Consider the following 22,933-nt stretch of genomic DNA (forward strand, 5'->3'; position numbering starts at 1 on the left):
GGACCACGGTCCGACGGGCGCGGCCGGAGGTGGGCCAAGAGAGCACCGGGAACGCCTGCGGACGAACCGCCCGGTCCATGCGGGGCGTCAGATGAACACCAGGGCGGCCAGGCCGAGGTAACTGCCGCCGGTCAGCCAGGACAGCCGGCGGGCACGGCCAGGTGCCGTACGGAGCCGCCCGGTGAGTGCGGCGCCGATGAGCGCGTACCAGAGGTCCAGCGCGAGGGCGACGGCCAGGAAGACCACGCCGAGTACGAGCATGCGGGTGCGGGTGTCCGACGGAGGCAGGCCGGTGGGCAGGAACTGGGGGAGGAAGGCCAGGAAGAACAGGACGACCTTCGGGTTGAGCAGATTGACGAGGACGGCGTTGCCGTAGATCCGCAGCAGCCGGCGTCGGGCGGGCCGTTCGGCGCCGACGGCGGGGGGCGGGTGGCGGAGCAGCGTCCGTGCGCCCAGGTACGCGAGGTAGCCGGCGCCCGCGTAGCGCAGGACGGTGAGGGCGGCCGGGTGGTCGGCGACGAGCGCGGCCAGTCCGCCGACGGCGGCGATGACGTGGAGGAGCGTGCCGGTCTCCACCCCGAGGGCCGAGACGATGCCGGCCCGCCACCCGTCCTGCACGCTGCGCGTGACGATGTAGATCAGGTTGGGTCCGGGTACGGCGACCAGGGCCAGCGAGGCCAGGACGAAGGCGGCGAGTGAGGTCATCCGCGGTCCAGTGCCGTGGGCAGCAGGCCGAGGGGCGGGGCGCCGAGGTCGAACAGGGCGCTGTGGAAGCGGCGGAGCGAGAAGGCGCCGCCCCAGAGTGCCCGGGCCTGCTCGCGCAGGTCGAGGACGGCGAACTTGCCCCAGGTGTACCGGCCGTAGGTGGGGTCGAACAGCCCGCGCTCGGCCTCGTGCAGGGCTGCGGGGCCGGCCAGCGCGACGTCCTCGGTGAACCGCGCCGCCGCGTCCGCCAGGGTCATGGCTCCGGTGTGCAGTCCGATCGCGCAGGCGAAGCGGGTGACCCTGCGCAGCGCGTCCTGGGCGACGGCGACGGCCACGCGCGGGTCGCCGTCGCGGAAGCCCTGTTCCAGGGCCAGCTCCTCGCAGTAGTGGGCCCAGCCCTCGATGAAGGCCTCGGAGTGGAGCGTGCGGCGGACGTCGGTCGTCGCCCGGCGCAGTGCCCTGCCGTGGCTGGCGTGGCCGGGTGCCACTTCGTGGATGGCCATGTTGGGCATCAGCGTCCGGTTGAAGCCGGTCGACAGCCACTGGTCGCGTTCCGTCCTGCTCCAGCCGGTGTCGGGGAGGCTGAGGCGGAAGCTGCTGGGTGCGTCGGCCTCGTGGGGCGCGGACGCGAAGAGGCCGGCCAGCGACCGGCGCTGGGATTCGGGCATCGGCTGGACGTCCACCCGGACATCGTGGTGGGGCACCAGATCCTGCCGGGCCGTCCAGGCGACCGTCTCGTCGACGAGTGCCGCGAACTCGGCCAGCAGGCGGTCGGCGTCGGGGTGGTCGGCCTGGAGTGCCCGGACGGTGTCGGCCGGCGCGGCCCGGGGGTCGATGCGGCGCAGCGAATCGTCGAGCAGTGCCCGCAGGCGGTCCCGTTCCGCGTCCACCCGGGCGGACATCGCGGTGAGGTCGACGGTGCAGGCCTCGGCCGCGCCGAGGAGCCGGGCGAGCGCGGGGCCGCCGAGCGCGGCCGAGGACGGACCGTCGGCGGCTCGCTGCAGGTGGGTCAGCAGTCGGGCGTGGGCCCGGCCGGCGGCGGCGTGGACGGGACCGCACTCGGGGTCGAGGAGGGCGGCCAGACCGCGGGCGAGCGGCAGCGTCGCACCGGCGAGCGCCGCGGGCACGCGGTCCAGTGCCACGATCGCCGCGTCCACGGCGTCCGGCCAGCGGCGCAACTGGGCGCTGCGGGCGGCGTCCCGCTCGGGGCGGGGCGCGTAGGGGCGGTCGTAGCCGGAGAGGTCCAGGTTCTCGATGTGCCACAGGGGGTTGCTCCGGTGCAGTTCGAGTTCGCCGAAGCGGACCCGGAGGGCTTCCTCCGCAGCGGCCGCGTGCGCCTCGTCGTGCGGGTCCGGGTAGGGCTCGGTGCCGGCGGGGCCCCCGAGGGCGGCGAGGCCGCGCCGGACTCCGTCCGGGGAGAGGTCCTGGACCGTTCCGTCGTACTCGTGCCGTCCCACGCTGTCCCGCGCGGCGGAGACGGACAGGTCGCAGATCGCTGCCAGCCGGAGGTCGAGGGCTGAGGTGGATGTCATGCCGCTAGCCTCTGTCTGCGGCGGCCCGTACTTCCGTGCCAATGGAGGGGAAAGTGGACCGGATTCGTGAGACGTCCGAGCCGGCCGGGCTGATCGACCTGCTGGGCGATTGGAGTGCGGCCGACGGGCCGCTGTACCGGCGGCTCACCGATGCGTTCCTCCGGGCCGTACGGTCGGGGGACCTGCGCACCGGGGACCGCCTTCCGTCCGAGCGGCGGCTCGCCGACGCGCTCCCGGTCAGCCGGGCGACGGTCGTCGCGGTCTACGACGCACTGCGCGCCTCGGGCCTGGTCGAGACCCGCCGGGGCAGCGGTACGCGGGTGTCGGGGGGAGCCGCCGACCAGCGGGTTCCGGTGGATGGGCGGGTGCGCGGCGGCCGGGCCGGCGCGGTGATCCAACGGCTGGTGGCGCAGCCGCCGAACCTCATCTCCCTGGGCCAGGCGGCCGAGGCCGGAGGCCCGGATCTGGCCCGGGCGCTGCTCGACCTCGTCCGTGAGGACCTGCCCGGGCTGATCGGTGACGCGGGCTACCACCCGGCCGGGCTGCCCGCACTGCGGGCGGCGATCGCCGCCCATCACACCGCGCACGGGCTGGCGACCACGCCCGACCAGGTGGTGGTGACCACCGGTGCCACGCAGGCCGTCACCCTGAGCGCCCAGCTGTACCTCGGACGCGGGTCGACCACGATCGTGGAATCCCCCGCGTGGCCGGGCTGCCTGGACGTCCTCAGAGCGGCCGGCTCACGGCTGGTCGGCGTGGAACTCGACTCCGACGGCGTGCGGATCGACCGGCTCGCCGCCGCACTCGCCGAGCACCGGCCCGCGCTGCTCTACGTCATGCCGACCTTCCACAACCCGACCGGCACCCTGATGTCCGCCGGCCGCCGTCGCCGGGTGGCCGAGCTCGCCGCCGAACACGGCGTCACCGTCCTGGAGGACAGCGCCCACGCGGCGGCTCTCGCTCCCGGGCAGGCCCCGCCGCCGATCGCCGCGAACCCGGCCGGGGGAACCGTGCTGACGGTGGGTTCCCTGGCCAAGGCGGTCTGGGGCGGCCTGCGGATCGGCTGGATCCGCGCGCCGCAGGACGCGGTGGAACGCCTGGCCCGCCTCAAGGCGCTGAACGACCTCGGCAGCCCGGTCCTCGACCAGGCGCTCGCCGCCCGCCTGATCCCCGGGCTCCCCGCCCTCGCCCCCGAACGGGACCGTCTCCTGCGCGAGCGGCTGGCCGTCATGACCCGGCTGCTGGCCGAGCGGCTTCCGGACTGGCGCTGGCAGGAACCGCAGGGAGGCTCGGTGCTGTGGATCCGGCTGCCGCCGGGCACGGACGCCCGGACGTACGCGCAGCTGGCACTGCGCCACGGCGCGGAAGTCGTCCCGGGCGCCACGATGGATCCGACCGGCGCCCACGACGACCACCTCCGCCTGCCCTACTCCTTCGCCCCGGAGACCGCGGCCGAACTGGTCGGCCGCCTCTCGACGGCCTGGGCCGCACTGCCCCGGACCAGCGGCGGCCGAGGCTGAGCAGAAGAACCGGCTGAGAGCAGAACCGGACGCCGGGAACGACGAAGGCCCGGACCGCGTGATGCGGTCCGGGCCTTCTGCCGGCGGAGGATGCGAGATTCGAACTCGTGAGGAGGTGAACCCAACACGCTTTCCAATTCTCCTGAACGCTGTCCGCCGGGGTTCACACCCGTTCTGACCTGTGTCAGAGCGGTGGAGCAACGGCTGAACCTGGTCGGACGGGGGTGAACGAGACCGGAACTGAGACCATGGCGCCGGTGCTCGGGCGGCCGATTCGGTTCTGAGCTTTGGCTAGCTGTCGGTGTCCTTGGGGTGCCGAGGCGAGGCGTAAACGAGATGGACGGTTCGGCCGGGCTCGTCGACGAGGTAGCGGACGCGTCCGCCGGCGGTCACCTCGTACTCCCACTGGGGCAGCTCGCGTCCTCCGAGGGCACGGGTCGCCAGTCGGCCTCGCAGCCGGTGCTGCCGATCCGGGTCGCTCATGGACAACGGGTCGATGCGGAGGGCGTCGAAGCAGCGGCGGGTGTTTCCGGGTGCCTCCGTGCAGAGATCGCCCCATCCTTTGGCCGCATCGTTGGTGGCGAACCGGAGTCGCCACTCGTCACCGATCGGTGGTGGTGGGACGTCGTCGCCACGCTTGGGGCTCATGGCGCGAACACCTCGCCGTGGTCGTCGCTGGGAAGCGGCTTGGCGAGCTGCGCGGCCAGCTCCGGATCGGCCAGGATCCGGGCGGTGGCGCGCCATTCGACGATCACGCGATGCAGGTTGGCGTGGACGTCCAGCTCCGCTGCATCACGAGTGGCGTCCACGAGGTCGACGACGAACTCTCGAACCTCATCGGCCGATAGGTGTCGAGTCCAGGGGAAGACCTTAGGGAGCGCGAGGAGGACAGCACGAGCCCCCTCGTCGCTGGTGATCAGTGCAGCAAGCAGCCGCGCGGTGACATCAGCGGTCTCCTCGCGTTGGCGGTCGTGCCGCGCTGTAGTCAGATACAGGTCCTCGCCGTCACGGCGCGTGACGTGAACGCGCTGGGCTTGTTCGACGGTGTCCGCGACGCGCTTGGAATTCTTCGACAGGTCGGAGAACGACACGGTGAGAGTGGACATGGCTCGACGCTACTTCGGAACGTGTTCCGAAGTCAATCGAAGAGGGCCGCATCCTCGATGCCTCCGCTCCGCAGTCGGCATCACGGAGAGTGTCGACGCTCCTCGCAGCCTTCGGGAATGCCGACTTCTGGAGGGTTCCCCGAGGGCTTCTCGTGGCGCGCCTTCCCTGCATGTGTGAAGTTCACAGTTGGCTTCTTGTACTGGCCGACTGCAGGTGTGCACTCGCGCCGGGCTTTCCGCAGGAGCTGCGGGTGGGCCGCAAGCGGCTGTTCCGGCTCGCTGACATCGTGCGATGGCTTGATGCCCGGCCCGTGCCCAAGTCGGCACGGGGGGAGGAAGAGCCAGCAGGTGTCACCTATGGCGACAGGGTCCGAGCCTTGTCGGGGCAGTACGAGGGAGTGCCCGTGACCGGTTGTGTCGCTGGGTTCGCGTTGCTTCACCGAGTGCCGAGCAGCAGCGGTCGCGGTCGGTCCTCTCCGCTGTGGTGAGCGGTTGAACCGGACGCCGGGAACGACGAAGGCCCGGACCGCTGAGCGGTCCGGGCCTTCTGCCGGCGGAGGATACGAGATTCGAACTCGTGAGGGGGTGAACCCAACACGCTTTCCAAGCGTGCGCCCTAGGCCTCTAGGCGAATCCTCCGTGGGAGAGCTTAGTACATGTTCAGGGGTGGTTGCGACCACGTATCCCGCAGGTCGGGGAGCGGGGGGACTGTGGATGGAGGAGGTGGAGGGCGGGGGCTGGGATCGGGTACTGTGGGGACCAGCCCCTCGTGTGGCGTTATCTCTCTGAACCCCCCCAGGGCCGGAAGGCAGCAAGGGTAGGAGGGCTCTGGCGGGTGCGCGGGGGGTCTTTGCGTTCCCGGAGGGCCCTCGGGACCCCGGGCGGGGTGCGAGGGGCGACGCGTTTGTCGGTCCGTCCCGATATCGTCGGGGGTGTGTCCCTAGCCCTGTACCGCCGCTACCGCCCCGAGACCTTCGCGGAGGTCATCGGGCAGGAGCACGTGACCGCTCCGCTCCAGCAGGCCCTGCGCAACAACAGGGTCAACCACGCGTACCTGTTCAGCGGCCCGCGCGGCTGCGGCAAGACGACGAGCGCCCGCATCCTGGCGCGCTGTCTGAACTGCGCGCAGGGCCCGACGCCGACCCCGTGCGGGGAGTGCCAGTCCTGCCGTGACCTGGCGACGGGCGGGCCGGGCTCGATCGACGTGATCGAGATCGACGCCGCCTCGCACGGTGGTGTGGACGACGCGCGCGAGCTGCGCGAGCGGGCGTTCTTCGCGCCGGTGCACAGCCGGTACAAGATCTTCATCCTGGACGAGGCGCACATGGTGACCTCGGCCGGCTTCAACGCCCTGCTGAAGGTCGTGGAGGAGCCGCCGGAGCACCTCAAGTTCATCTTCGCGACCACCGAGCCGGAGAAGGTGATCGGGACGATCCGGTCCCGGACGCACCACTACCCCTTCCGGCTGGTGCCGCCGGGCACGCTGCGCGACTACCTGACGGAGGTCTGCGGCCGGGAGGGCATCCAGGTCGAGGACCCGGTCTTCCCGCTGGTCGTCCGGGCGGGCGCGGGCTCGGTCCGCGACTCGATGTCGGTGATGGACCAGCTGCTGGCCGGCGCCGCCGAGGGCGGGGTGACGTACCAGATGGCCACCGCGCTGCTCGGGTACACCGACTCGGCGCTGCTGGACGAGGTGGTGGACGCGTTCGCCGCGCACGACGGGGCGACGGTCTTCCAGGCGGTCGACCGGGTGGTCGAGGGCGGGCACGATCCCCGGCGGTTCGTGACGGACCTGCTGGAGCGGCTGCGCGACCTGGTGATCCTGGCGACGGTGCCCGACGCGGGGGAGAAGGGGCTGATCGACGCCCCGGCGGACCGGGTGGCCGTGATGCAGGCGCAGGCGGACGCCTTCGGGGCGGCCGAGCTGAGCCGGGCGGCCGACATCGTCAACACCGGCCTGACCGAGATGCGCGGCAACGCGGCGCCCCGGCTCCAGCTGGAGCTGATCTGCGCCCGGGTGATGCTGCCCGGGGCGTACAGCGACGAGCTGTCGCTGCAGGCGCGGCTGGACAAGCTGGAGCGCCGGGCCGCGGCCGGCGGGTTCGCGGCGCCGATGGCCGCCGCGCCGATGGCTGCTGCGCCGATGGCCGCGCCCGTGGCTGCCGCGCTGGTGGGCGCCCCCCCGATGCCCGAGGTCCCGCCGGTCCCGCAGGTCCAGCCGGTGGCGTCGACGCCATCGGCGGTCCCGGCCGCGGCCCCCGCACCGGCTGCCGCCCCGCCGGCCCCCGCGGGCCCCGCCCCGGGTGCCTGGCCGATCCCGCGGAGCTTCCCGCCCGCCGGGAGCGCCGCGGCCCCGGCCGCCGCACCCGCCGCGCCGCAGTCCGCACCGCAGCCGGCGGCGCCCGCGCCGGTGCCGGCCGCCCCGCCGCAGCCCCAGCCGGTGCCCGTGCAGCAGCCGCCGGCGGGCGGTCAGCCGTCCGCCGCCGCGCAGCAGGGTGCGGCGCAGGTCCGGCAGCTGTGGCCGCAGATCCTGGAGGCGGTGAAGAACCGCCGCCGCTTCACCTGGATCCTGCTCAGCCAGAACGGGCAGGTCGCCGGGTTCGACGGCAGCGTCCTGCAGGTGTCGTTCGTCAACGCGGGCGCCCGGGACAGCTTCGTCGGCAGCAACAGCGAGGACGTGCTGCGCCAGGCACTGGCGGAGGCGCTGGGCGTGGACTGGCGGGTCGAGTGCATCGTCGACCCCTCAGGCGGCGCCCAGGCCCCGGCCGCCGGCGGGTACGGCGGTGGCGGCAACCCGGGCGGTGGCTGGGGAGCCCCGCAGCCGCCGCGGCCGGCCGCCGCGCCGGTGCAGGCCGCGCCGGTGGTGGCGCCGCCGGCCGCCCCGCCGCCGATGGCCCCGGTCGTCCCGATGTCGGCGCCGGCCCCGGTCGCCCCCGTGCAGGCGCCGCCGGTCGCGCCGCCCGTCGCCGCGCCGCGGCCGGCGGCCCCGCCGGTGCCGGCGGTCGCGCCGGAGGACGACGTCCCCGAGGACGACGACCCGGACCTCAACGAGGAGGTGTTCTCCGGCCAGGAGCTGATCATCCGCGAGCTGGGGGCGACCGTCCTGGAGGAGATCCACCACAACGGTCCGTAGCCCGTACGGGTGGTCGGAACCGGTCGCGCGCATCAGCCGTTCGCAGCACGTAGGCTCGGTGTGACGACGCGAAGACGCATCCGTACCAAGGCAGGAGTGAGCCGTGTTCCCCGGTGGTGGCCAGCCCAATATGCAGCAGCTGCTCAAGCAGGCGCAGAAGATGCAGGAGGAGCTCGCCAAGGCCCAGCAGCAGCTGGCCGAGGCGAAGGTGAGCGGTACGGCGGGCGGTGGCCTGGTCGAGGCCACGGTGACCGGTGCCGGTGAGCTGGTGGCGCTGACCATCGCCCCGGCCGCGGTCGACCCGGAGGACACCGAGACGCTGGCCGACCTCGTCCTGGCGGCCGTCCGGGACGCGAACCAGGCGGCGCAGAAGATGCAGGCCGAGCGGATGGGTCCGCTGACCCAGGGCCTCGGCGGCGGGATCCCCGGCCTGCCGTTCTGATCCCCGGGCCTCCGGCCGGGCACGAACCGGCCGGGAAGGTCTGGAGACGGGGCGACGGGCCCATGTGATTTATGTGGGAGTCGGGCGTCGGACGGTGTGTCCGGCGCCCGATTCGTTGGATGATGGCACCGGAGCACCGGCGGCCGTACGAGGGCATGAGAGAAGGCGCGACGTTGTACGAGGGCGTGGTTCAGGACCTGATCGACGAACTGGGCAGGCTGCCCGGCGTCGGGCCCAAGAGCGCGCAGCGGATCGCCTTCCACGTGCTGCAGGCCGACCCGACCGACGTCCGCCGGCTGGCGCACGCGCTGCTGGAGGTCAAGGAGAAGGTCCGCTTCTGCGCGGTCTGCGGCAACGTCGCGGAGGCCGAGCAGTGCCGGGTCTGCCTCGACCCGCGGCGGGACCTCGCGGTGATCTGTGTGGTCGAGGAGCCCAAGGACGTGGTGGCGATCGAGCGCACCCGGGAGTTCCGCGGCCGGTACCACGTGCTGGGGGGCGCGATCAGCCCGATCGAGGGCGTCGGCCCGGACGACCTGCGGATCCGGGAGCTGCTGGCGCGGCTCGCGGACGGCACGGTCACCGAGCTGATCCTGGCCACCGACCCCAACCTGGAGGGGGAGGCGACCGCCACCTATCTGGCCCGGCTGTGCAAGCCGATGGGCCTGAAGGTGACCCGGCTGGCGAGCGGCCTGCCCGTCGGCGGGGATCTGGAGTACGCGGACGAGGTCACCCTCGGCCGTGCCTTCGAAGGGAGACGACTGCTCGATGTCTGACCGGACGATCAACCAGCAGCCCCACACCCACGCGCACGGCTCGGAGCCGGACGACTTCGCGGTGCAGATCGCGGACTCGGTGGAGAGCTTCGTGCTCGCCGTCACCGAGGTCGCCAAGGGGGACGAACCCGGCAGCGCGGTCTCGCTGCTCCTCCTGGAGGTCTCCCAGCTGCTGCTGGCCGGCGGGCGGCTCGGGGCGATCGAGGACGTCGTGCCGGACGACCGCTTCGAGCCCGACACCGGCCCGGAGCCGGACGGCGAGCAGCTGCGCGAGCGGCTGGCCGAGCTGCTGGCACCGATCGACGTGTACCACGAGGTCTTCGACCCGTACGGGCCGCCGGAGAAGCCGAACGCGTTCCGGATCTCGGACGACCTGGCCGGTGTGGTGGGCGAGCTCCAGCACGGCCTGACGCACTACCGCGAGGGCCGGGTCAGCGAGGCGCTCTGGTGGTGGCAGTTCTCGTACCTCTCCAACTGGGGCACCACCTGCACGGCGGTGCTGCGGGCCCTGCAGTCGCTGATCGCGCACGTCCGCCTGGACAGCCCGATCGGGGCGGTGCCGGACGGCGCGGACACCGACGACGACGGCCTCACCGACGAGCAGTTGGAGCAGCAGGCCGGCGACCTGATGGCGGCCGAGCTCGGTCTGGGCCGCTGACGGATCCCGGCGCCGACGGGTCCGGTCGCCGGCGAGTGCGGCTCCGAAGGCCCGCCGCGGTGCCTCCGCAGCGCCTCCGCGGCGGGATGTGACGGGATTCTCAGCGTGTCCCGCCCGGTGGAGAAATGCGGGACCGTCCGAGGCCCGCCCGGCGATTCTCCGGGCCCGCACCGTGCGCCCCGCAGACCTGCCGGTCGGCCCGGCCGACCCCCCGCCCACCTGCTAAAACGGGCGTCTCATCATATGGAAAGCGGCAGTCGCGCCACCCCCGCTCGGTAGACTGGCGCGGACCGCAAAAGCCCCCGCCACCCGGGGGTGCGGGGGCCCGGCCCCCGGAACGACACAAGTCGAGGAGCGCACGTGGGCCTTGTCGTGCAGAAGTACGGCGGCTCATCCGTTGCGGATGCCGAGGGCATCAAGCGCGTCGCCCGTCGAATCGTTGATGCCAAGAAGGCCGGCCATGAGGTCGTCGTCGTGGTGTCCGCGATGGGCGACACGACGGACGAGCTCATCGAACTGGCGGAGCAGGTGTCCCCCATTCCTGCCGGCCGCGAGTTCGACATGCTGCTGACCGCTGGGGAGCGGATCTCCATGGCCCTGCTGGCCATGGCGATCAAATCGCTGGGTCACGAGGCCCAGTCCTTCACGGGCAGCCAGGCCGGTGTGATCACCGACTCCGTCCACAACAAGGCGCGCATCATCGACGTGACGCCGGGCCGCATCCGCACCGCCCTCGACGAGGGCAACATCGCGATCGTGGCCGGCTTCCAGGGAGTGTCGCAGACGAGCAAGGACATCACCACGCTCGGCCGCGGCGGCTCCGACACCACCGCGGTCGCCCTCGCCGCCGCCCTCAAGGCGGAGGTCTGCGAGATCTACACCGACGTGGACGGCGTGTTCACCGCCGACCCGCGCGTGGTGAAGAAGGCCCGCAAGATCGACTGGATCGCCTACGAGGACATGCTGGAGCTGGCCTCGTCCGGCTCCAAGGTGCTCCTCGACCGCTGTGTGGAGTACGCGCGGCGCTACAACATCCCGATTCACGTACGCTCGTCCTTCTCGGGTCTCCCCGGGACGATCGTCAGCAACGACAACCCGCACCAGCCCGAAGGGGGCGAGATGGAGCAGGCCATCATCTCCGGAGTCGCCCACGACACCTCGGAGGCCAAGGTCACGGTCGTCGGCGTGCCCGACAAGCCGGGCGAGGCGGCCCGCATCTTCCGCGCCATCGCGGACGCCGAGGTCAACATCGACATGGTCGTGCAGAACGTCTCGGCGGCCTCCACCGGGCTGACCGACATCTCCTTCACCCTGCCGAAGACCGAGGGCCAGAAGGCCATCGACGCGCTCGGCCGGGTCAAGGACGGCATCGGCTACGAGTCGCTGCGCTACGACGACGCGATCGGCAAGATCTCGCTGGTCGGCGCGGGCATGCGCTCCAACCCGGGCGTCACCGCGACCTTCTTCGAGGCGCTCTCCGAGGCCGGCGTCAACATCGAGCTGATCTCCACCTCGGAGATCCGCATCTCGGTCGTCACCCGCGCCGAGGACGTGCCGGAGGCCGTGCGCGCCGTGCACAGCGCCTTCGGACTCGACAGCGAGAGCGACGAGGCCGTCGTCTACGGGGGCACCGGGCGATGACCCGGCGGCCGAACCTCGCCGTCGTCGGCGCCACCGGCGCGGTCGGCGAGGTGCTGCTCGGCCTGCTCTCCCTGCGCCACGACATCTGGGGCGAGGTCCGACTCGCCGCCTCCCCGCGCTCGGCCGGCCGCAAGACGGTCGTGCGCGGGGAGACCGTCGAGGTGGTGGCGCTCACCGAGGAGCTCTTCGACGGGATCGACGTCGCCGTGTTCGACGTGCCCGCCGAGGTCTCCGCGCAGTGGGCGCCGATCGCCGCGGCCAAGGGCGTCGTGGTGATCGACAACTCCGGTGCCTTCCGCGCAGCCGGGGACGTGCCGCTGGTCGTCCCCGAGGTGAACGCGGCGGCGCTGCGGATCCGTCCGCGCGGCATCGTCGCCTCCCCGAACTGCACCACCCTCACCATGATCGCCGCGCTGGGCGCCCTGCACGCCGAGTACGGGCTCGCCGAACTCGTCGTCGCCTCCTACCAGGCCGCCTCCGGGGCCGGCCGGGCCGGCGCGGAGTCGCTGCGCCGGCAGACCGCGCTGGTGGCCGGCGCCGAGGTCGGCGAACAGACCGGCGACCTGCGGGCGCTGATTGCCGACCACGAGCCGTTCGCCGCACCGCTAGCCCTCAACGCGGTGCCCTGGGCGGGCACCCTGGTCGACGGCGGCTGGTCCTCCGAGGAGGCCGCGCTGCGCGACGAGTCGCGCCGCATCCTCGGCCTGCCCTCGCTGCGGGTCTCCGCGACCTGCGTCCGCATCCCGGTGATCCGCACCCACGGGCTCGCCGTCCACGCGGTCTTCGAGCGCGAGGTCACCCAGGAGCACGCGCGGGAGATCCTTCGGGACGCGCCCGGCGTCGTGCTGTACGACGATCCGGCGGCCGGCGAGTTCCCCACCCCCAACGACGTCGTCGGCACCGACCCGGTCTGGGTCGGCCGGATCCGGCGGTCGCTCGACGACCCCGCCGCGCTCGACCTCTTCCTCTGCGGCGACAACCTGCGCAAGGGCGCGGCGCTCAACGCCGTCCAGCTCGCCGAACTGGTCGCGGGCGAGCTGACGCCCTGACGGGCCGAACGCCCGTCAGCCACCCCGCGCCGCGGCCGACCCCCCGTCAGCGGCTGCGCGCCGCGGATCCCCCCGGACTTCACCGATCCTCCGCCGATACTCCTCCGTGCCCCGCCCCGGGCACGGAATCCCCCTCGGGTTCACTGGAGGGGGCTTCCGCACATGCGGAAGAATGTCCCGCGGGTTGGGGCAACCATGACAGGGGATCGAGTGTCCAACGGGCGTGGCGAACGTGATGGTGGGGGCAGGGGCGGGCATCTCGGCGGCGGCCGCGGTGACGTTCCCGCCGCGCGCCCCGCGACCGGTGGACGTGCAGGGGCTGCGGTTCGCGGGCGCGCAGGGGCTCCGGCCGGTGGAGACGCGGGGCCCTCGTCCCGTGGATAGGCCGGAGGACGCCCGGCCGGTGCCGGACGCCCGGGAGGGCGCCGGGGTGCCGATCGGGGCCGCCGAGAGCAGTGCGGGCACCAGCGAGGACCAGCTCACCGCCACCTACCAGGCCCACTACCGTTCCCTGCTGCGGCTGGCCGCCCTGCTCCTCGACGACCTCTCGACCTGCGAGGACGTCGTGCAGGAGGCGTTCATCCGGGTGCACGCGGCCCGCCGCCGGGTGCGCGAACCGGAGAAGACCCTCGCCTACCTGCGGCAGACCGTGGTGAACCTCTCCCGCTCCACCCTCCGCCGCCGGATCCTCGGCCTGCGGCTGCTGCCCAAGCCGATGCCTGACATGGCCAGTGCAGAAGAAGGCGCCTACGATGCGCTGGAGCGCGACCAGTTGAAGTCGGCGCTGCGGGGGCTGCAACGGCGTCAGCGGGAGGTACTGGTGCTCCGTTACTTCGTCGACATGACGGAGGCACAGGTCGCGGAGACCCTGGGCATCTCGCTCGGCTCGGTCAAGGCCTACGGATCCCGGGGGCTCGCCGCGCTCCGCACCCAGATGGAGGCCGGAGCATGACGGAGGGTCGGACGGACGGTCCGGGCGTCGGCTCGGGCGGCGGCTCGGGCGCACGGGCCCACCGGCCGCCGGCGCATCCGCCCTCGGGGCCGTTGGCGGCGTCCTGGCCGCCGACCGGGCGCGTGCCTACCGCGCGGACACCGGACGCGCACACACCGGCCTCGCACACGCCGGCGTCGCAGCCGCTTCAGCCGCAGCCGCAGCAGCCGCAGCAGCCGCAGCCGCCGCAGCAGCCGCTCAGCGGGGAGGAACGGGCCCTGCGCGACCTCATGCAGCGGGCCGTGCGCGAGGTCGAGCCCTCCACGGCCGCCCTGCCCCGCATCCGCCGCGCCGTCCCCCGCCGTCGGGCCGCCCGGCGCGGTGCCTGGACCGGGGCGGCGGCCGTCGCCGTCACCGCCGCCGTCCTCCTCCCCGCCCTGCACGGCGGCGAACACCTCGGCCTCTCCGGCGGCCACGGCTCGCCCGGCGCCCACGACGGCACCGCCAAGGCCGCCCCCGCCTCCACCGCCCCGGGCAGCGGTACCGGCACCGGGCCCACCTGGTGGCCCTATCCCGGCAGCGGCGCCGGGGGCTCCGCCGCCCCGTCCGGCACCCCCGGCGCCACGCCCAGCACCGAGCCGGGGGCGACCACGGCCGGCCCCGGGGCCCCCGCGACCGGCGCCGGCACCGGCCCGGCCACCGGGACCGCCTCCGTTCCCACCTGCACCCGGGCCGACCTCGGGCAGGCGACCTCGCAGACCGGCGCCGCGGACGCGGCCGGGCGGATCCGCGGCTCGTTCACCGTGGTCAACACCTCCACCCACAGCTGCCGGCTCACCGGGCCCGGTGCGATCACCGTGGCCGCCGCCACCACGGGCGACCCGAGCCGCATCCGGATCCTCGACCACACCCCGGGCGACCCGTCCGCCGGACTGCCCGACCGGCCGACCGCCGACGAGCCGCTGCTGCTCGCCCCGCAGGCCGGGTACCGGGTCGAGTTCGCCTGGGTGCCCGACGGCGCCTGCCCCGCCCCCGGCACGCCGTCCGCCACCCCCGGCCTGCAGCCCGGCGGACAGGCCGGTCCCGGCGGTTCCGGCGTCCCGGGCTCCTCCGGCGGGTCCGGCAGCGCGGCGGGCGCCCCCGCCGCCCGCGACGGCCTTCCGAAGGGCGTCACCGCGGCCTCGCCCAGTGCGCTGCCCCCGGCGGCCACCGGCACCCCGACCCCGACCGGCGCACCCAGTCCCACCGCCACCGCCACCCCGAGCGGCGCCCCGCCGAGCGTCACCCTGGCCCACACCCCGGCCTCCGGGTCGCCCACCGCGGCCACCGCCGTCCTGCCCGGCGCCTGTTCCGGCACCGTCTACCGCGCCGCCCCCGGCCCGGCAGGCACCGCCACCGCCCCACCCGCCGGCGGCTGAGCCGGCGGCCGGCACGGCCGTACCCGTCCGTCGGGGGCCCCTCGGTCGGCGGCGGTGTGAGGACTGGTTACCGTGGTGGGGTGTACCGGTTTCTCCTGAGCCCGCGTTGGGCAGGCGGCACCGCGCTGGCCGTCGCGGCCGTCGCGGTGTGTCTCTGGCTCGGCACCTGGCAGCTCGGGAGGTTCGAGGACAAGGTCTCCTCGCACCAGGAGATCAGCCAATCGGTGAGCGACGCCGGTGAAGTGCGACCGCTCGGCGAACTGCTCACCACCGGCGAGCCGAGGGTCAGCACCACGACCGTCGGCCGGGCCGTCACCGTGACCGGGACCTTCGACGCGGCCAACCAACTGCTCGTCCCCAACCGCGTCGTGGACGGCAAGCAGGGCTACTACGTCCTCACCCCGCTGCGCACCGCCGACTCCCGCACCGTCGCCGTCGTCCGGGGCTGGGCCCCCGGCAGCCCGGCCGCCGGGGCGTCCGCCGCCCCGCCGCCGAGCGGCGAGGTCACCCTCACCGGCCGCCTGCAGGCCGGGGAGAACGCGGGCAGCGGCGGCGCGGTCTCCGGCGGCCTGCCGGCCGGGCAGCTCGGCACCATCAACCAGGCCGCCCTGGTCAACGTGCTCGCACACGACGGCTGGTACGACGGCTGGGTGTCCGCCGACAGCGTGCCGGACGGCCTGGCGCAGGTGCCCACCGTCCGTCCCCAGGGCGGCGACGGGCTGACCCTGCGGGCGTTCCAGAACCTGGGCTACACCCTGGAGTGGTTCGTCTTCGGCGGCTTCGTGGTCTTCATGTGGTTCCGCCTGGTGCGCCGCGAGGCCGAGGCCGAGCAGGACCGCGCACTCGGACTCGACCCGGCGCTCGACTAGGCCCTGTCCGGCCGAGGCGTTCCCTCCGAGGGAAGCACCAGGAGACGCGGCGGGGCGGTACGCCGGATGCACCGCCCCGTACCGCCCCGCCGACCGGACGCCTCAGTCCGCCGATCCCGGCAGGTGGCGCCGGACGAAGTCGATCTCCAGCCGCAGCTGCTTGATCCGCTCCTCCACCACCAGCGAGCCGTGCCCGGCGTCGTAGCGGTAGACCTCGTGCGGCCGGCCGAGCTGCTCCAGGCGCTCGACGTAGTTCTCGATCTGCCGGATCGGGCAGCGCGGGTCGTTCACCCCGGCGCTGATGTACACCGGCACCCGCACCTGCTCGACGTAGGTGAGCGGCGAGGAGGCGTGCCAGCGCTCGGGCACCTCCTCCGGAGTGCCGCCGAAGAGCGTGCGGTCCAGCGACTTCAGCGCCTCCATCTCGTCCGCGTACGCCGTCAGGTAGTCCGCCACCGGCACGGCGGCGAGGCCCAGCGACCACAGCTCCGGCTGCACGCCGACCCCGAGCAGGGTGAGGTAGCCGCCCCACGAGCCGCCGCTGAGGACGATCCGGCGCGGGTCGGCCAGCCCGCTCGCCACCGCCCACTCCCGGACGGCCGCGACGTCCTCCAGCTCGATCAGGCCGACCCGCTCGCGGAGCGCGTCCGTCCACGCCTGGCCGTAACCGGTGGAGCCGCGGTAGTTGACCCGCACCACCGCGAAGCCGTGGTCCAGCCAGGCGGCCGGACCGGCGGCGAACGAGTCGCTGTCGTGGTGGGTCGGCCCGCCGTGGACGTCGAAGACCGTCGGGAACGGGCCCTCGCCGGCCGGTCGCTGCACCAGCGCGTGGACGCGCCCGCCCGGCCCGTCCACCCAGACGTCCTCCACCGGCACCGAACCGGGCGGCACCGCGCCCGGCGCCCGCAGCACCACCCCGCCGTCCGTGGAGCGGACCACCGACGGCTCGGCCGCCGAGGACCACAGGAACTCCACCGTGCCGTCCGGGCGGGCGGTGGTGCCGGACACCGTGCCGCGCGGCGTGTCCAACCGGGTCAGCACCCCGTCGTCCAGCCCGTACGAGAACAGTTCGCTGCGCGCCTCGTACTCGTGCTCCACCAGCAGTGCCCGGGCCCCCGGCCGCCACTGGGCGGAGACGTCGCCGGGCAGCTCGCGGCCCTGCTCGTCACGCAGGTGCAGCGGGGTCTCGACGCCCGTGGCGACGTCCCAGATCATCGGCTCCCAGCGCCCGGTGCGCTGGTGGGCGACCAGCAGCCGGGTGTCGCCCTCGACCGGCGCGAAGCCCAGGCAGGCCACCCCGCGCGGCTCGTCCCGGCCGGTCACCTCGTCCAGCTCGGCGACGGTGGCGCCGTCCGCGAGCCGTACGATCCGGATCGCCGCGTGCATCGCGTCGCCGTGCTCGGTGTGGTCGATCGCGAGCAGCGCGCTGTCGTGGCTGAGGTCGCCGACGCCGCCGTACTCCTGGTGCCGGTAGATCTCCACGGCCTCCGCCGCACCGGGGCGGCGCAGGTGCAGGGTGGTGCCGTGCTCGTCGCTGGAGCGGCCGACCACCACCGTGCCGTCCCGGCCGAGGGCGAGCCCCGCCGAGTAGGAGGCGGCCAGGCCGGGCACGGCCTCCTCGTCGGGCCCCTCGGCGCCCTCCGGCCGCCCGGCGAACGGCTGGCGCCGCCAGATGCCGAACTCGTCCCCGTCGTGGTCGTCGAACCACCACACCCAGGCGCCGTCGGGCGACAGCTCGGCGTCGGTGGTGCCGTTCGGACGGTCGGTGACCCGGCGGTGGACGTCGGTGGTCCGGTCCCAGGCGTAGACCTCGTAGGTGCCGGTCGCGTTGGACACGTACAGCGCCCGGTCGGGGGCGTCGTCGGCCCAGTCCGGCAGTGAGACCCGGGCCGCCCTGAAACGCTGCTCCCACGCCGGTACGGCGCTCTTCTCCTCGCTCATCCGACCATCCAACCCGATGCGGCCCGCCGAACGGAACGCCCCCGCACCACCCGGCCCGCGGCCCGGCCCGCCGGGCCCGACCGCCGGCCGGCGCCGGGGGTCACCATCGCGATGGCCCTGGCCGACTTCGCCACCGACATCCGGATCCACGCCGACCACCTGATTCATGCCGAGCACCTGCTCCACACCAAGCGGCGGATGACCGAGCTCTCCGCCCTCCACAGCGGCTGGACCGTCGAACAGTGGACCGCCGACGCCGACCGCGACCACTGGCTCACCGCCCCCGAAGCCGCCGCCTACGGCGCATCGACCGCGTCATCTCCTCCCCGGCCGACCTCCCCGCCGTCTGACGGGTCAGCTTCGGCCGGCTCCGTACGAGGCCGGAGGGCACCTAGGATCCCTCCGAGGGGGCCTCCGGCCTCGGGTGTTCAGACGGGTCGTGCCCCGTCCCGGGCCGCATCCTGTCCAGCGTGATGATTGCGGTGGTAGGCGAGGTACTGGCGCCCGATCTCGTGCGGTTCGCTCACCCGGAGCCGGCCGAGATCGGAGCCGGCCGTGCGATCTATGACCGTGAGGTCGTCCTCGATGATCAGCATGCCGAAGTCGAACAGCACGTGATGGTTGGGGCACAGGCACAGCACGTTGTCGGCGACATCCGGCCCCGAGTGGGGTCGCCCGAGCCCGCGGATGTGTGCAGCCTCCGCGTATCCGCCGGTGGGCGTCACGAGGCGCAGCCCGCACACCTGGCACGTGTGTGCATGTACGCGCTTCACGTACTCCGCCACCGCGGTGTTCCGCACGATGCGTTGCGTGCTGGTCGTGACGCGGGTGGGAGCCACGCGACCCTCGGGCTGCCGCGGCAGCACTGCGGGCCGAGGGTGGTGCCAGGCGATGTGATCCGGATCGGGAATTCGGGTGAGCCGGTAGCGCCAGATGCGGAAGCTCGACTTGCCGATCTCCGACCAGTGGTCCTCGACCCGGAAGAGTCCGTCGTAGCGGTACCCCTCGGTCGGCGAGTAGGCCGGATCTCCCTCGGAGCCACGGATGACACGGACCGGAGTACCCATGGCCAGGCTCGTCACGAGAGCGGCATTGCCCCGTGTCAGCGTCTGGTCGGCCACCTGCTGGCCGGTGTCCTGGTTGCGCCCGCCCTGGCCGGTGTAGATGATCACGTCACCGTGGTCCTCGTCGTCCTCGTAGCCGCCGGAGACGACGATCGATTCGGCGCCGCCGGCCGCGGTCCCGCAGATGCCGCCCTGGATCGGTCGATGGACGAGGGCCTTCGCGGCAGCCTTTCGGTTGTGGAACCACTGACCCACGCTGATCCCGGGGACGTGGCCGAATCCGTTGAACGCAGGCCCGTTCAGGTGCAGGTCCTCGACCAGCACCGGCTTCATCTCGAAGTCGAAGAATCGGTTCAGCAGCGGTGCGACGACCCGCGCGCGGGCCTCCTCGTCCGTGGCCATGAGTTCGTAGAACCGCTCGGTGAGGCCGCCGCGCGGATCGTGGTCGTCCAGCCACTTGCGCAGGCCGGAGCCACGCGCCTGAGGGACCTCCTCCGATACGTCGTGCAGACGCCAGAGCCCGGACCGACTCAAGGCGACGAAGGGGTACTCGGGCGAAGGTGACGAGTCCGGACGGCCGTAGCTGCGCAGCAGCCGCTTCAGGTCTGCACGACAGTCCGACCACCGTGCGAGGCGGGGCTGACCGGCTGCGGCACGCCCGACGGCCCAGAGCAGCACGATGGGCTGGTGACGGGCGGGAAGACCGGATGACTGATCGACCCTGAGATTCTCCACCAGCGCCACGACATCATCAACGCTCGTCGTCTCCACCGCAGCTCTCCCCATGCCTAGCCGAGATCACAGCCCGATCGATATCGACGCAGAGTACGTCATCACGACGACATGCCGTATCAAAGGTGATCAGAGGCGGCGGAGCCTGCTGGGAGAGGCTCGGACGAGGCTTCTGACAAGCCACCAAGCTGACCGTGGATCGGCCGAGGGCAACGGGCTCATCCCCTGCCCGGCGCGCCGACGGGTGTCGTCGGTCCTGAGATCGAGTCAGGAGGGTGGTCATGTACAACGACAGAGGCCCTGCCGGATCTCTCCGGCAGGGCCTCTGCACTGGGTCGGGGTGGCGGGATTTGAACCCACGGCCTCTTCGTCCCGAACGAAGCGCGCTACCAAGCTGCGCCACACCCCGGTCCTGCGGTTTGTTGCTCTGTCTCCGTCGCAACGAGTAGAACTCTACCGGACGCTCGCCGAGAGACGAAATCCGGTTTCCGGGGTGGTGGCGGAGGGGGTCAGCGGGCGGGGGTGAGGGTGAGGAGGGTGGCCTCCGGCGGGCAGGCGAAGCGGACCGGGGTGTAGCGGTTGGTGCCGCAGCCGGCGGAGACGTGCAGGTACGAGCGGTGGCCGGCGGCCTGGTGGGTGGAGAGGCCCTTGACCCGCTTGGCGTCGAGGTCGCAGTTGGTGACCAGGGCGCCGTAGAACGGGATGCAGAGCTGGCCGCCGTGGGTGTGTCCGGCGAGGATCAGCGGGTACCGGTCGGCGGCGAAGGCGTCGAGCACACGCAGGTAGGGGGCGTGCACGACGGCGAGCGAGAGGTCGGCGTCGGGGGACGGGCCGCCGGCGACCTCGCTGTAGCGGTCGCGGCGGATGTGCGGGTCGTCCAGGCCGGTGAACTCGATGTCCAGGCCGTCGAGGGTGAGCCGGCCTCGGGTGTTGGTCAGGTCGAGCCAGCCGGCGGCGTCGAAGGCGTCGCGCAGCTTCTCCCAGGGGTTGTGCACGGCGCCGGTGATGCCCCGGCTGCCGGTGCCGTCGGGGTTGTTCAGGCCGTGGACGCCGCTGCGCCGGGCGCTGAGGTAGCGCGCGGGGTTCTTGCGGGCGGGGCCGTAGTAGTCGTTGGAGCCGAAGACGTACACGCCGGGGAACTCCATCAGAGGCCCGAGCGCGTCCAGGGTGGCGGGGACGCCGAGCGGGTCGGAGAGGTTGTCGCCGGTGTTCACGACCAGGTCGGGGCGGAGGCCGGCGAGGCTCTGCAGCCAGCGCTGTTTCTTCCCCTGCCCGCTCACCATGTGGATGTCGGAGACCTGCAGGACCCGGAGGGGGCGCGCCCCGCGGGGCAGGACGGGCACCTCGACGCGGCGGAGCCGGAAGGAGCGGACCTCGTAGCCGACGGAGTAGGCGAGGCAGGCGGCGCCGGTGGCGGCGATTCCGAGGGGAACGGAGTACAGCGGTCGCATCGCCCCATGCTCTCAGACGGTGGATCAGCAGGTGAACGCCCGGTGGGCGGCCGAGGACACGTCGGGGCGCGCCGATCGGGCGTACCAGCGGCGGATCGGGCCCGCGGGACCGGGGCCCGCGGGACCGGGGCCCGCAGGACCAGGGCCCGCGGGATCAGCCCTCCGGCGGGCCGGGTGCGAGTTCGGCGGCGACGGCGTCCATCGCGGCGCGCCAGTGCTCGCGCTGCCGGGCGCGCTCCTCGGGGTCGGCCAGCCGCTCCTGGTGGAACCGGAGCACGGTGCGTCCGCCGCTCGGGGTGACGGTCATCTGGACGGTGGTCGGCGCGGTGCGCCCGGCGGGTTGCCAGGTGAGGCGGATCCGGGAGCCCTCGTGCCGGCTGCGCAGTTCGCCGGTGGCTCCGTCGGCGGCGCCGACCGGCTCGCCGACGGCGGTGGCCAGGTGGGCGCCGGGGCCGAGCCAGAGGGCGGCGCCCTCGGTGGAGGTGAGGAGGTCCCAGACGGCCTGCGGGGGGTGGGGGAGGGTGCGGGAGACGCCGATCTCGAAGCCGGCGTCGCGGGTGAGTCCGACCGGGTGCTGTGTCACGGTGATCACTCTTCCGACAGGGACGGACAGGGGGGAACGGACGGGGCGGGAAAGCGAACGGCGCGGGGGCGGGCTCGGTCAGGCCGGTTCGCGCCGGGCCCGCAGGGCGCGGACCTTGTGCCGGTTGCCGCAGCGCTCCATCGAGCACCAGCGCCGCCGGCCGGGCCGCGAGGTGTCGACGAAGAGCAGCTGGCAGTTGTGGGCGCCGCACTCGCGGATCCGCTCGGCGTGCGGGCCGGTCAGCAGGGCTATCGCGTCCCGGGCGAGGGTGGAGGCGAGCTGGGTGCCGTCGGCGGGCAGGGGCGGGGCGGCGCTGCCGTCGGGGGCGATCTGCGGGACCAGCGGCGGGTGGGCGGCGGCCGCGTTGAGGACGGCGCGGTCCTCGGCGGCGCCGGGCTCCCCGTGGGCCCGGGCGGCGGTGAGCCGCCAGAGGGCGTCGCGCACGGTCCGGACGGCGGCGAGCTGGCCGGCGTCGATCCGTACGGTGCCGACGGGCAGGCGCAGGCGGGAGTGGGGCAGCCAGGCGGCGAGGTCGGCGGGGCGGTGCAGCACCTCCCAGCGGGCGTGCTCGCCGGGGCCGCCTGTGGTGAGGAGTTCGAGGCAGAGCGCGCCGGGGTCGAAGTGGAAGCTCGCGCCCTCGCGGGTGCGCAGGACGAGTCCGGCCGCGGGCGGGTGGCCGGGAGTCCCGGCGGGGCCGCCCGGCTGGTCGGCGGCGGGTGGTGCGTCGGCGGGCGGCGCCTGGGCGACGGGCGGTGCGTCGGCGGCGGTGGTGGGTTCGGCGGGGGTCGCGTCCGGCGTCATGTAACCATTATGACGGGTTACCGACTTGCTGCGCGAGGGATATTGGCGGGCGGCCGCCCTCCGCGGATGGGAGACTCTGGGCCATGACGACGCTCAAGGAGCAGCTGCAGGAGGACCTCACGGCTGCCATCAGGACCAAGGACGAGTTGCGCTCGTCCACCCTTCGGCTGACGCTGTCCGCGGTCACCAACGAGGAGGTGGCCGGCAAGGAGAAGCGGGAGCTCTCGGACGACGAGGTGCTGAAGGTGCTCGCCCGCGAGGCGAAGAAGCGCCGGGAGGCCGCCGAGGCGTTCGACCAGGCCGGACGCACCGACCAGGCCGCGCGGGAGCGGGCCGAGGGCGAGCTGCTGGCGGGCTACCTGCCCAAGCAGCTGTCGGACGAGGAGCTGGCCGCGATCGTGGCCGCCGCGGTGGCCGAGGCCGGGGCGAGCGGTCCGCAGGCGATGGGCGCCGTGATGAAGCTGGTGAAGCCGAAGGTGGACGGTCTGGCGGAGGGCGGCCGGGTGGCCGCCGCGGTCCGGGCCGCCCTGCAGTAGCAGCAGCGCCGCGCGCAGGCACGGACGCCGGAGGGCGCTCCCCGGGTG

Annotated in this window: 21 protein-coding genes, 2 tRNA genes and 1 other RNA gene; 13 read left to right on the plus strand and 11 right to left on the minus strand. The window is 73.6% G+C overall.

What is annotated here, in order from left to right:
- Positions 1-87 precede the first annotated feature (87 nt).
- Both ACWGB8_RS13185 and ACWGB8_RS13190 read right to left on the minus strand, forming a co-directional pair.
- Positions 88-705: a LysE family translocator gene (locus ACWGB8_RS13185; protein ID WP_452213110.1), complete on the minus strand. Its 618-nt coding sequence runs from the start codon at positions 703-705 to the stop codon at positions 88-90.
- The gene (locus tag ACWGB8_RS13190; protein WP_452213111.1) at positions 702-2,237 is read right to left on the minus strand and encodes a DUF885 family protein; all 1,536 of its coding nucleotides are present in this window, start codon (positions 2,235-2,237) and stop codon (positions 702-704) included. Before ACWGB8_RS13190 ends, ACWGB8_RS13185 begins: the two co-directional genes overlap by 4 nt.
- 53 nt (positions 2,238-2,290) lie before the next feature.
- Here ACWGB8_RS13190 and ACWGB8_RS13195 point away from each other — a divergent pair, with 53 nt between their 5' ends.
- On the plus strand, positions 2,291-3,757 hold the full coding sequence (locus ACWGB8_RS13195) for an aminotransferase-like domain-containing protein (protein WP_452213113.1): 1,467 nt from the start codon (positions 2,291-2,293) through the stop codon (positions 3,755-3,757).
- A gap of 291 nt (positions 3,758-4,048) precedes the next feature.
- On the opposite strand, the gene ACWGB8_RS13200 is transcribed toward ACWGB8_RS13195, so the two are convergent.
- From ACWGB8_RS13200 to ACWGB8_RS13210, 3 genes are all read right to left on the minus strand, one after another.
- A complete protein-coding gene (locus ACWGB8_RS13200; protein WP_452213115.1) occupies positions 4,049-4,405 on the minus strand; it encodes a hypothetical protein in 357 nt (118 codons plus the stop codon).
- Positions 4,402-4,863 (minus strand): prevent-host-death family protein, encoded by a 462-nt coding sequence (locus ACWGB8_RS13205; protein WP_452213117.1) that lies wholly within the window; start codon positions 4,861-4,863, stop codon positions 4,402-4,404. The genes ACWGB8_RS13200 and ACWGB8_RS13205 overlap by 4 nt, the downstream gene beginning before the upstream one ends.
- A 554-nt stretch (positions 4,864-5,417) precedes the next feature.
- Positions 5,418-5,502: transfer RNA gene (locus ACWGB8_RS13210), tRNA-Ser, on the minus strand.
- A gap of 122 nt (positions 5,503-5,624) precedes the next feature.
- Between ACWGB8_RS13210 and ffs the strand changes: the two genes are divergently transcribed.
- The 10 genes from ffs to ACWGB8_RS13260 all read left to right on the plus strand — a co-directional run bounded on the left by ffs (position 5,625) and on the right by ACWGB8_RS13260 (position 15,777).
- An RNA gene (ffs, locus tag ACWGB8_RS13215) (signal recognition particle sRNA small type) lies at positions 5,625-5,715 on the plus strand.
- 82 nt (positions 5,716-5,797) lie between these two features.
- Entirely contained in the window at positions 5,798-7,996 is a 2,199-nt protein-coding gene (locus ACWGB8_RS13220; protein WP_452213119.1) for a DNA polymerase III subunit gamma and tau, read from the plus strand.
- Positions 7,997-8,099: 103 nt separating this feature from the next.
- Complete coding sequence (locus ACWGB8_RS13225; RefSeq protein ID WP_452213121.1) at positions 8,100-8,438, plus strand: YbaB/EbfC family nucleoid-associated protein; 339 nt, start codon at positions 8,100-8,102, stop codon at positions 8,436-8,438.
- Between the two features lie 173 nt (positions 8,439-8,611).
- On the plus strand, positions 8,612-9,211 hold the full coding sequence (gene recR / locus ACWGB8_RS13230; protein WP_452213152.1) for a recombination mediator RecR: 600 nt from the start codon (positions 8,612-8,614) through the stop codon (positions 9,209-9,211).
- A complete protein-coding gene (locus ACWGB8_RS13235) occupies positions 9,204-9,869 on the plus strand; it encodes a DUF5063 domain-containing protein (RefSeq protein WP_452213123.1) in 666 nt (221 codons plus the stop codon). Before recR ends, ACWGB8_RS13235 begins: the two co-directional genes overlap by 8 nt.
- Positions 9,870-10,229: 360 nt before the next feature.
- Positions 10,230-11,510: an aspartate kinase gene (locus ACWGB8_RS13240; RefSeq protein WP_452213125.1), complete on the plus strand. Its 1,281-nt coding sequence runs from the start codon at positions 10,230-10,232 to the stop codon at positions 11,508-11,510.
- A complete protein-coding gene (locus tag ACWGB8_RS13245; protein ID WP_452213127.1) occupies positions 11,507-12,559 on the plus strand; it encodes an aspartate-semialdehyde dehydrogenase in 1,053 nt (350 codons plus the stop codon). The genes ACWGB8_RS13240 and ACWGB8_RS13245 overlap by 4 nt, the downstream gene beginning before the upstream one ends.
- Before the next feature lie 235 nt (positions 12,560-12,794).
- Positions 12,795-13,511, plus strand: coding sequence for a SigE family RNA polymerase sigma factor (locus ACWGB8_RS13250; RefSeq protein ID WP_452213154.1), 717 nt, complete (start codon positions 12,795-12,797; stop codon positions 13,509-13,511).
- A gap of 122 nt (positions 13,512-13,633) precedes the next feature.
- Entirely contained in the window at positions 13,634-14,908 is a 1,275-nt protein-coding gene (locus ACWGB8_RS13255; protein WP_452213128.1) for a hypothetical protein, read from the plus strand.
- A gap of 80 nt (positions 14,909-14,988) precedes the next feature.
- On the plus strand, positions 14,989-15,777 hold the full coding sequence (locus ACWGB8_RS13260; protein ID WP_452213130.1) for an SURF1 family protein: 789 nt from the start codon (positions 14,989-14,991) through the stop codon (positions 15,775-15,777).
- 102 nt (positions 15,778-15,879) lie between these two features.
- Here the strand turns inward: ACWGB8_RS13260 and ACWGB8_RS13265 are convergent, their stop codons facing one another.
- The gene (locus ACWGB8_RS13265) at positions 15,880-17,718 is read right to left on the minus strand and encodes a S9 family peptidase (RefSeq protein WP_452213132.1); all 1,839 of its coding nucleotides are present in this window, start codon (positions 17,716-17,718) and stop codon (positions 15,880-15,882) included.
- A 198-nt stretch (positions 17,719-17,916) separates the two neighbouring features.
- Here ACWGB8_RS13265 and ACWGB8_RS13270 point away from each other — a divergent pair, with 198 nt between their 5' ends.
- Positions 17,917-18,192: an ATP-dependent Clp protease proteolytic subunit gene (locus ACWGB8_RS13270; protein WP_452213156.1), complete on the plus strand. Its 276-nt coding sequence runs from the start codon at positions 17,917-17,919 to the stop codon at positions 18,190-18,192.
- Here ACWGB8_RS13270 and ACWGB8_RS13275 read toward each other — a convergent pair.
- The 5 genes from ACWGB8_RS13275 to ACWGB8_RS13295 form a co-directional block, all read right to left on the minus strand.
- Positions 18,147-19,553 (minus strand): YDG/SRA domain-containing protein, encoded by a 1,407-nt coding sequence (locus tag ACWGB8_RS13275; protein WP_452213134.1) that lies wholly within the window; start codon positions 19,551-19,553, stop codon positions 18,147-18,149. The genes ACWGB8_RS13270 and ACWGB8_RS13275 overlap by 46 nt on opposite strands.
- Positions 19,554-19,849: 296 nt before the next feature.
- Positions 19,850-19,923, minus strand: a tRNA-Pro gene (locus ACWGB8_RS13280).
- A 100-nt stretch (positions 19,924-20,023) separates the two neighbouring features.
- Complete coding sequence (locus tag ACWGB8_RS13285; RefSeq protein ID WP_452213136.1) at positions 20,024-20,965, minus strand: metallophosphoesterase; 942 nt, start codon at positions 20,963-20,965, stop codon at positions 20,024-20,026.
- Between the two features lie 154 nt (positions 20,966-21,119).
- Complete coding sequence (locus tag ACWGB8_RS13290; RefSeq protein WP_452213138.1) at positions 21,120-21,548, minus strand: SRPBCC family protein; 429 nt, start codon at positions 21,546-21,548, stop codon at positions 21,120-21,122.
- A gap of 78 nt (positions 21,549-21,626) precedes the next feature.
- The gene (locus tag ACWGB8_RS13295) at positions 21,627-22,349 is read right to left on the minus strand and encodes a CGNR zinc finger domain-containing protein (RefSeq protein ID WP_452213140.1); all 723 of its coding nucleotides are present in this window, start codon (positions 22,347-22,349) and stop codon (positions 21,627-21,629) included.
- Positions 22,350-22,432: 83 nt separating this feature from the next.
- Between ACWGB8_RS13295 and ACWGB8_RS13300 the strand changes: the two genes are divergently transcribed.
- A complete protein-coding gene (locus ACWGB8_RS13300) occupies positions 22,433-22,885 on the plus strand; it encodes a GatB/YqeY domain-containing protein (protein WP_452213142.1) in 453 nt (150 codons plus the stop codon).
- Positions 22,886-22,933 lie beyond the last annotated feature (48 nt).

The organism is Kitasatospora sp. NPDC054939 (genome assembly GCF_053610105.1).